Here is a 10,192-nt window from a genome sequence, read left to right as displayed (position 1 = left end):
GTAGGGGTGAAAGCGAGCGTATTGAACGAGAAGTATTCATCTGAGTGTTGAAGATATGATTATCGGATGAGTCTTATCTCGGACTAAGTGAGGAGCTCGAACATTGCAAGTATTATTCGACAATTTGGCTTGGAGGAGTCTCAAATGTTGAAGATGTTAATGGCGGTGCTGGTGTTGTTGTCACCCGCGATGGCATTCGCCGGCGGAAGCGCAACCGGGCGGGTTTCCGGCCCTTGGGTTGCGAAAAGTCCCAAACAGCTTTTTATGTTCTACGTCACTCCAGTTACCGGCAATCCTTCCTGTTCGACCGGTGGAAGATGGGCGGTTGACTTGTCTACGCCGAGCGGCCGGGCGACCATGCAATTGGTCAATTTCGCCAATTTGATCGGAAGGACAGTTACGGTTGGTGGGACAGGCGCTTGCACCTTGGTCGGTGACAGTGAAGATGTGGATTTTGTCTTCATTCCGGGTGAAACCTACACTCCTCCCGCTGCTAGCCCACTCCCGAGTTTAGGTGGAACCTGATGAGTGGTAGATCGAACTAGTCTTCGCTGGATAAAGCGGCTAGCAGATGCGTGGGAGTTGGCCTATTTGGTATCGAATGCCGAGTTGGTGTAGAAAAAGCAACTCGCATGAATGTTGAATGGGGATGGCTCGGACGGGGTCTTATTTGTTGCCTCATTTTGAATAGATGAGGCAGGATGGGGAAAAAGCATGACGGGACGGCACAAGGGCGTTTGGCGCGTGGCGATGGTAGCCATGGCCGGTCTTTTGGTTTGGGTGGTGGTATCTGCCCGAATCTTCAACCAAACAACAGATTCCTCTGCGGCATCGGGCGTTGATTTTTCCGATGTCCATGACGGCGCGTTTACCGTGCGGTCGTTCGTGGAAACGGTGCATAGCCCGCCTCTGATTTTCCGAGACTCTTTAGCTCCTCCACCTGAACCGGTTGCTGTACTGCCTGTCCCCGTCTGGTCGACGGCGCTGTATGGCCAGGGAATTTACGGCTCTCCTCCCGTAGCGGTTTCAGTTCCGTACGCAACTCCGCCAGCCTCGAGTACGGCCAATCCCGGGGCCACGCGAGCAGCAGCCCTGATCCTGCTGATGGACGACGACGGTCCATCCATTATTTCGATCAGCCCGCTCGTTGGCACTGCCGGCAGCACGATAGTGACCATTACCGGTTCGGATTTCAGCTTCGTTGCGTCCGAGAATCAGATCGCCTTTACCGGAATCCCGGCAGTGCCGGCAGCAACGGTCACTCAGTTAGCGAACGGCAACATGCAGTTGACCGTTATCGTGCCAGGCAATGCCCCCGCGGGCTCCGGCCCGATTACGCTCAGCGTGCTCGGGGATTCGGCGGTCAGCAACGATAATTTTGCGATATATCTGCCTCAGACGATCACGTTCAATCCACCCGCAGCGCAAGTCTATGCGCCTAGCACTACCTTCTCGCTGAGCGCGAGCGCCAGTTCCGGTTTGCCTGTGACGTTCAGCGTAAGCCCCGCCCAAACCTGCGTCCTGACTGGTCCATCCACCGTACTCATCGTCGGCGCCGGTACGTGCACCGTTTCTGCTGATCAAGCCGGATCGAGTGTTTATGCGAAAGCCGCCACTGTGACGGGGGCGGTAGTCATCAACCGTGCCGCCCAGACAATCACGTTCAGCCAGCCTACGTCGCAAATCTATGGTCCTGGCAAGATATTCAATGTGAGTGCGAGTGCAAGCTCCGGACTGCCGGTTTCGTTTAGCGCCGGTCCCTCTTCGATCTGCACCATGAGCGGGGCTTCAACGGTCGCTGTGCAGGGGGCAGGAAGTTGTAGCGTGTCGGCGGACCAGGCCGGATCGAACAATTACAACCCAGCACCAACGGTTACAAGGATGGTGGCGATCGCTCCTCCTGTGGTCTCTCTCTCCATGCCTCCATCGGCGACACCGATAAACGATGCAGTTACTCATGACGCTACGGTGGGCACGATGGCTGGCCAGGCCAGCACCGACGGCGGGGCGGCGCAGTACCACATTCCGATCGTTGTACCGCCGGGGCGCGCCGGTATGCAGCCTGAGTTGGCGCTCGTCTACAACAGCCGCGGCGGCAATGGTGTGATGGGCATAGGCTGGACAATATCGGGGTTGAGTTCGATCCATCGCTGCCCACAGACTCCTGAGCAGGATGGTATGACGGTCGGCGTGGCATATGCGGCCACGGATCGCCTGTGTTTGGATGGTCAGCGGCTCGTGAGAGTGGCTGGGAGCAACTACGGCTTGAACGGCGCGGAGTATCGCACCGAGGTCGACAGCTATACGCGTATCACGCAAGTGGGGGGCGATATTGGCAACTGGGATGCCGCATGCTTTCGTGTGGAGCAGAAGGATGGTCGTATCCTGCACTACGGCGGCGTGACGAGCGGATCATCTTGTTCCATTTCAACCGCCGCCTCACGTGTGAAACCTTCAGGCGCACCTGCAGCGTTGAGCTGGTTGGTGGAAAAAATCGAGGATCGAGTCGGCAACAATCAGTTCTATACCTATGTCGACAAGGGCAACGGTGAGGTACTGCTTAGCAAGGCCGAATACACCGGCTACGGCACGAATAAGGGCAATCGTTCGGTTAATTTCGCCTATCAGCCTCGTACGAGCGCGGCAAGCGGAGTGAACGACATCAGCTCAAGTTATCTGTCGAGCGGTTTGACGATGCAGACGCAGGCGCTGCAGTCGATCACGGTTATGATTGATGCGACATCGGTGCGCACCTACACGCCGACATACACCGTGTCGTCTTACAGCCAGCGTCTGATGTTGATGAGCTTGAAAGAATGCGCTGTCGATGCGAATGGCACCGTTTGTCACCCGGAAACGCAATTCGGCTCGACGGAAAGAGATGCGGGCAACGTAAAGCCGGACTTTCACCTCACTTCTCTCGTGGGCCTGAATATTCCGACGACGCCGATCGCGCAAGCTTTGGTGGCTCCGGACGCTATGAAAGCGCTGGTCGCCAAAGGGATGGCGAAAGCAGCTCAGACGGCAGCCGATCCCAATGCGGGCGATATGGATTATCGCATCCAATCGGCCGGAGACATGGACGGTGACGGTTCGTCCGAGGTCGCTCTGCATGTTGGCAACGATTCGAGCAGCAAAGACTATCTGATCCAGCTGACACCCGATCGACAGGTGCGCAGCGCTGTTGATGTCACCGGGCTGCTGTGCTTCAACCAAGACGGGCAGGATTGTTATGGCGATTTCGGGGGCGATGGACGTTCCGAAGCCATCCTTTTTCCGTTGACGAGTTCCGATCCGCCAAACATTCGCCTAGCCATGTGGAGCCTCGGGAGGGGTGTCATTGCCACCGCGGGGAGCCAGCCTCTCCAGACTCTCGTCACCAATATTCCCGCAGGTGTGCCTGTGCCCGGAAAGCCCGGTGGAGTGAACGGCGCCGTGCACGCAGTAGATATCAATGGCGACGGCAAGCTCGATATCATTGTGGAGCAGCCCGGATCGGTGGAACCGAATAATTGTGGCAACGATGCCGCTGGAATGCCGACAAAGGCGGTGTTTGTATATCTGAACAAAACTCAGGTGAATCCTCAGACGGGCCGCATGGATGCCGCGCATCCGCCCACATTCTCCGCAGGCATCCAATTGACCTGCTTGCGTCGCGTTACGACAGCGCAAAGCTATTGGATGTTGGAAGAGAGAATCGACCATATCGCCGATTTCGACGGGGATGGCATTCCGGATATCTTCATTGGAAATACTTATCCGGCCGGTGATGGCAACGGTTCGGCTGCGTTCAGTAGATTGCTTCTGATCCAGTCGATCAACAACGGCACTGTGAGTATCAAGTCGTCTAAGAGCTGCACGGACATTGGTCTCGTCAGCATTGCCGATAACGACAGTGGTAGTAGAGACGAGTGCGCGCGATCGACAGGCTATGCCGTTCATTGGATGGACGTCAATGGTGATGGCCTCGAAGATTTCGTCATATCGCGCCCGAACCGCCGAGTTTGGGAGGTCCGCCTAAATCAAGGCGGTACCGCAGGATTGGGGCCTGTCATCACGACAACCGGCTTGGGCAGTGGCGCCGGGCAGGATATCTATAACAATCCGACCGATCCGACCAATCGCTATCGTTACTATTTCAAGTACCTCAACCGCCTGCCTCTGGCAGACATCGATGCGGACGGAAAGCCGGAAATTCTTGTGGTTTCGGCGCAGCAAGGCTTTGCGCTGAAGATGTGCGTGTTCTATGCGTTGCCATTGACCTCGGACGGTGAATGCCGGACGACGAATACCACGACTGGGCCGCCGCCGGATCCGACTTCGCCGATTTGTCCCGCTTACGCCTGCCCGCAGGAGCCGGGTACGGGAACCTATCTCATGCCTGGCGCAGACCCGAATGGTGGTTTCAGCAAATGGGGACGTAACGTCATTTTTCCGATGTACGGTTCCGATACCGACCACCCTGACGTCGGGTTCGCCGATACCAGTGCTTATCACCTTGCAGCGGTGAAGTTCGTGCAAACGGACGCGACGCACATCCGGGCGGATCTGTCCGAAACTCCAATCGTGTCGACCCTGTCCAAGCCGAGCTCTCCGCCTAGCAATTTGGATGTGTTCGGTGACGGTCTGCAGGACGTCGTCACGCGGCTGGGTTGCCAGTACGGACCGTTCGTTCTGGAGCTGGCGAATCGTTCAATCAGTTGGGACGACTGCCTGGTGGTGGACGTAGCCGGCTACGGTCCCTCCACGCTTTCGACCTACGCTTCGCCGACCGACACCAATCCAACCGTGATTAGCGCAGCGAGCTTGAAGTCGGACTATCCGATCTTCATCAATCAGAACGTCGGCACTGGCTTGAGCTCTACGGTCTCTCCGCTTTCCTCGGTTGCATCGGTTACCACAGGCCTGCCGAGCTTATTGTCCCAGGCGACAAGCGGTCTTGGTGATTCGGCGCAATGGAGCTATTTGCCATTGGGGCAGCCGATCGTGCAAGACGGGATTCCGCTTTACACAATCAAGAATCCGCTGACGAACGGTGACGGTGGCTATGCCGATGATCGGCACTACTATTTCGCGAGCAGCATGCCGGTAGTCAGTGCGATGACGCAAAGCAACGGTCTTGGCGGCGTCGCTGGCGCACGCAGCGCGGTGTATGGTTACAGCGAGGCGATGTACAACCACCTGGGCCGTGGGTTCCAGGGTTTCCGCACGATCAGCGTAGAGAACGCTGCGAGTGACGCATCGCAGCGGCTAGTCACTACGACGACGTTCAAGCAGAAATTTCCACTCGTCGGCAAGATCGAGCAGGTGACCACCCGTACGGTGCCGGCAAATGGCTCGCGTACGATTCATGCCGAGAGCTCCGCATACTTGTGCATCCAGTCGAGTGGCGGTCTTGCCTCGTGTCCGCAAAGCGACTCGAGTACTTCTCCGCTGACGATACCGACAGCTGTCACCGTACAGCGCCCGGTGGCGACTTCCCAGACAAGCAAAGACTATGATCTCGCTACTGGTGCGCAGTCGGGTCACAGCACGACGTCAAACAGTCAGTGGGATATCTATGGCAATCTGCTTGCGCAAACGGTGACCCGTGGCGACGATGCCGCTGGCGGCCAGTTCATGGCGAGCCATACGGTATCGACCACGAATACCTACACTCCGAATGCCGCTAATTGGACAATCGATCTGCCCGACGAGACGCGAGTACAGACCTCGATCAGTTACGCGCGTAGCGTCCCCATCGGCGTCGCGGCCCCGCCCACACAGACTCTCGACACGAAGTATGCATGGAATCCCGACCGTTCGCCGCAATCGAAAACGATACAGCCACAGTCGGTGATTGGCGATGCGAACCAGGAATCGACGACAGGTTATTCCTATCCGTCGCCGAATTATGGTTTGCCTTCTCAAGTACAGGTCACGGGTCCGAGCATCGCTCCATCGAGGACGATGAACTACGGCTACAGTGCTGATGGCTATTTCGTTGCGACGACGACGAATGGCTTGGGGCAGACCGTTACCACTGTCGTCCAGGCGCGCGATGGACGGGTGACGAAGGCAACCGACGCCAATTACGTCAGCACCGGTACGACTTATGATGCGTTTGGTCGAGCCGTACAGGTTACCCACCGCACGTCCACGGGTTCCGACATCGAACCGCCGATCAATATTGCCTACACCAACTGCGTGGGTGGTTGCGGAGGCCAAGGCAGTGATTCTAACGATGCGTACTCAATTTACCGCACACTGACCGCACAGCAAGGTTATCCAACCAAGGTGGCGTGGTACGATCTGCTTGGCCGCACGGTCAAACAAGCACAGGCCGGATTTAGCGGCACATCGGGTAGTACCTTGCAATATGCATTCAGTGCGACGCGGACCTGGTTTGACGAAAACGGCCGCACATGGAGGCAGTCCACGCCGTACTACGTCGGCATGGATAGCCCGAGCTACACTGAATTTGGTTACGACGCACTGAGTCGCGTCACGGCCAAGTCTGCGCCGGCTGCATGCGGCGGCGGCACGATGGATACGACCTATTCCTACGTGGGCCGACAGACGAATATCGCGGCCAGCGGTTTCTGCTCGGGCGGTGCGTCGAACACCACCATCAAAATGAGTCGAAGTTCAAACGTGCTCGGTCAGTTGATGCAGACGATCGACGCGAACGGCAATACGACCTTTTCGAACGGCAAAATCACGAGCTACTGGACCGATGCCTTGGGCCACGCCGCGGCGATCCAGGACGTCGAAGGCAATGTGACGCAAGCCACCTACAATGCCTTGGGCCACCGCTTGCAGAGCGCGGACCCCGATCAGGGAACATGGAATTTCAGTTATAACGCGCTCGGTGAACTGACAAGTCAGACCGATGCACGCGGTGTAGTGACAACAGTGACCGGCCGCGATGCACTGGGTCGCATGACGCAACGCCAGCAAGTGTCGCCGACTACGGTGAACGGCCTCGCTGCGGAAAACCTGTTCGACGCTTGGAGCTACGATCCGCTCAATGGTGTTGGTCAGCTCGGCGGGGTGACGCGGCGTCGCGGCAGCGGCACGCCAGGTTCTAACCCGGTAACGTGGAGTGAGAGCTACGCCTACGACCCGGCCGTGCGTCCGATCGCGATCGCGACGACGATCAATGAATCGGGCTCGACCCTGAACCTAAGCAGTTCGACGTCTTACGATAACGTGGGAAGAGTAGACACTCAGACCTATCCCGCGCTGCCGACGGGTGGCAACACTCTGGCGGTAAAGCGCAGCTATACGGCCTACGGTCAGCTCGACGCGCTGAGCAATGCAGGGACCAGCTATGTGTACTGGACTATGCAGTCCCAAAACGCTTGGGGACATGTGACCAGTGAACAGTATCCGGGTGTGATCACGGGCAGTCATAGCGACTATACGGCGACGGGCCAGACACAAACGCTGAGTTGGAGTGGCAGCGTCAACGATCAGGTGGTCTACACATACGACAGTTTCGGCAACCTCAATACACAGCAGCGCAACGCCGGCGGCAGTACCAACACAGAGAACTATACCTATGACTCGCTACAGCGCTTGAAGATCGCTACGCGTGCGGTCGGCGCGCCGGTGAACTACGCGTATTCGCCTAACGGCAACATCACAAGCAAGAACGACAATGGCACAGGCGGCTATAGCTATCCTCCTGTGAACGGGAGAAGCAACGGCTGCGGCCCGCATGCGGCAATCTCGGCGAACGGGCAGAGCTACATCTGCGATGCGAACGGAAATGTGATTGGCGGCGCGATCAGCGCCACATACGATGCCGATAATCATCCGCGCAGCATCAACCGCGGCGGCGGTACGATGAGCTGGACGTACTCGACGACCGGTGCAATGACCTCGGAGGTATCGAGCCGAGGATTGCGCTACTTCGGCCCGAATGGGTACGAACAGATCGGCACGGGCAGCGGCGCGACGCAAGTGTACGAGCTCGGGCCGGTGATCGTGACCCGAACGGGGGGAGTGGACAACGTCAGCGTCGTGCTGAGAGACCGCCTAGGCTCGACGATCAGCGTGATCGATGCGAATGCGCCGACGACTCGGTGGTACGACGCGTTTGGCAAGGTGCGCAACGGCGATATGAGCGACCGGTTCCTAGGTGGGCTCAGTCTGGACAAGACGATCCATGGATTCACCAAGCACGATCACGCGGATGACGTGCAACTGATTCATATGGGCGGGCGGGTGTATGACTACAGCCTGGGCCGCTTCCTCAATGTCGATCCGATTATCGCGAATCCACAAAATTCACAGTCGTTAAATCCTTATAGCTACGTCGGCAACAATCCTCTCAGTGGTGTCGATCCGACTGGCTACACCACTAGATCTGACACGAGGTCACTCTGTTTCCAGTCACTTATGGCCTGCGGCATGGTTAGTGGCAAGGATTCCGTGTCCGCGTTGAGTGCAGCGAGGCAGCAGAGTAAGAGCGGTAAAGATTCGATGACGTCTCTCGGGGCGACATCCACCCCGAACAGCGGGAAGGTGTCAGATACAGGTTCGCTGAGTAAGAGTGTTGCTGGTAAGCAGCTCGCTCAAGGAGCCGAGCCAGCGCGGACGGAAGAAACGGTGCGACCGGAAGAGCGGGATGCTACAGGGCGCGTAAAATCTATTCCGGAGATTGGTTCCGAGAACGTAGCTGCAAGGGACGTCGCTCGCCATACCGAGGAGGTGCAAAGAGATAACCCGAAATACCGACCACCCGAGACAACGAGCGGGCGCGGTGTGAATAATCCGAATGACCAAATGGAGATCATTCAGCAAGAGCAGCAGCAAAAGACAGACGAACTACTCGCGCCGATGCGAAATCAAACGGATCAGATAGTTCGAGGCGGTACAAACAATACGGAGGCTCCGTCGTCTACATACGACACCTCGATTACATCTGCTGGAAGCAGATATTTGAACGTACGGACGAACGTCACCGCAAGCCAGTTTCAGTCGAACCTAACTTCGAATGGCTATAGCGTCACTGGCCAAGGCACCAACGCGAATGGGACCTATACGATTCTGGGTAACGGCACATCCACCTACACTATCTACATGCGATCAAGCACTGGTGAGGCAGGGGCCCAATATTTCGGGCCCAACGGAGCTTCCGCTAAGTTTTCGCTCGGAGGGCAGTAAGTGGTGATGCAGGCAAAATTGGCAGGTCAAGAAGATGCTCTTCGACGCCGAGCTTTTGAGAATGCTGTGCGGGCCATAGACTATCGTCGGCAGCTACCAGAGAGAGTGTTCGTTGGGAAATGGGAGGGCTTCTTCTTTTGCGAGTCTGATCGTATCTTTCATTCGGAATTTATCGACGTTGCTGGCGCTTTCTTGCACTACGAGCAGGCCCATGTGGTGGGCTTTATAAACCTTGATGCTGTAAGCGAAGTTGGTCTTGTGGAAAGGGCGGCGATCTTCGCGGATGAACAAACTACTGGGCGACAATATATGGAAAGCCTACAGGGCAGCGGACCTGCTGATGGTTGGCTTTATCAGATGGGGCGATACATTGTGGTATCGGATGTGGGGGATTGGTGTATTTATTGTGAAAAGGGTAATGAAGTTGCTGTCGTTGGGGTGCGCAGTTTCGATTACGTAATGAAGTTTGAGTCAGCCTTGGGGCGGCTGATGGCAAGACCAATTGAGGATTTGGTCGAGGGTGGTCGTTCGCCTTTGTATCCCTTTGATCAGTTAGTGCCAGAGTGGCGCAAGGGATTAATAGAAAACTACGGTCGTTCAACTGAAGAGGCTGAATCGGTCGAGCGCTAAAATGAGCACGCCTGACGCACAGGCCTGGCTTCGCGCTGGGCTTATGCCTTGAGCGGCTGGCTGAGCTCAGCAGCGTCCATGCCGCGAAGATAGACCATTTTGACCCAATGGCCGCCACTGTTGTCGTGCTTCAAGTCCTTGCTTGGCGCGGCCAGTGTTTCACGATGTGGAAATCCTTACGCCAGATAGGCGCGATGCTGGTAGTGCGCGATAGCACAGCGCCCGGACCTGTAGTTTCTGCCACTCGCGCCAGGCTGCGGAGACACCTTTTTTGCGGATTGCTCGGCGAACCGCCTTCGGTGCGGAGGATGAGGAAACCTCCCAGTTGTTGCGCGACAGCGTGCACTGTCCGAGGCACGTTGAGGGCGGCGGTGAGATCGAACACCGAGACCTCACGGTCGCGGCCGTT

3 protein-coding genes are annotated in these 10,192 nt (G+C 57.0%); all 3 read left to right on the top strand.

Annotated elements, in window-relative coordinates:
- Positions 1-144 precede the first annotated feature (144 nt).
- On the top strand, positions 145-525 hold the full coding sequence (locus FFS30_RS12305; RefSeq protein WP_137913420.1) for a hypothetical protein: 381 nt from the start codon (positions 145-147) through the stop codon (positions 523-525).
- Between the two features lie 189 nt (positions 526-714).
- Positions 715-9,153, top strand: coding sequence for an RHS repeat-associated core domain-containing protein (locus FFS30_RS12300; RefSeq protein ID WP_137913419.1), 8,439 nt, complete (start codon positions 715-717; stop codon positions 9,151-9,153).
- Complete coding sequence (locus FFS30_RS12295; RefSeq protein WP_137913418.1) at positions 9,154-9,783, top strand: hypothetical protein; 630 nt, start codon at positions 9,154-9,156, stop codon at positions 9,781-9,783.
- The last annotated feature ends 409 nt before the right edge of the window (positions 9,784-10,192 follow it).

This window comes from Rudaea sp. 3F27F6 (genome assembly GCF_005503555.1).
GTDB lineage: Bacteria > Pseudomonadota > Gammaproteobacteria > Xanthomonadales > Rhodanobacteraceae > Rudaea.
This window is presented reverse-complemented; position numbering and strand designations above follow the sequence as displayed.

Coding starts and splice junctions, on each gene's coding strand:
- FFS30_RS12305 (WP_137913420.1), top strand. CDS start 145: ATGTTGAAGATGTTAATGGCGGTGCTGGTGTTGTTGTCACCCGCGATG.
- FFS30_RS12300 (WP_137913419.1), top strand. CDS start 715: ATGACGGGACGGCACAAGGGCGTTTGGCGCGTGGCGATGGTAGCCATG.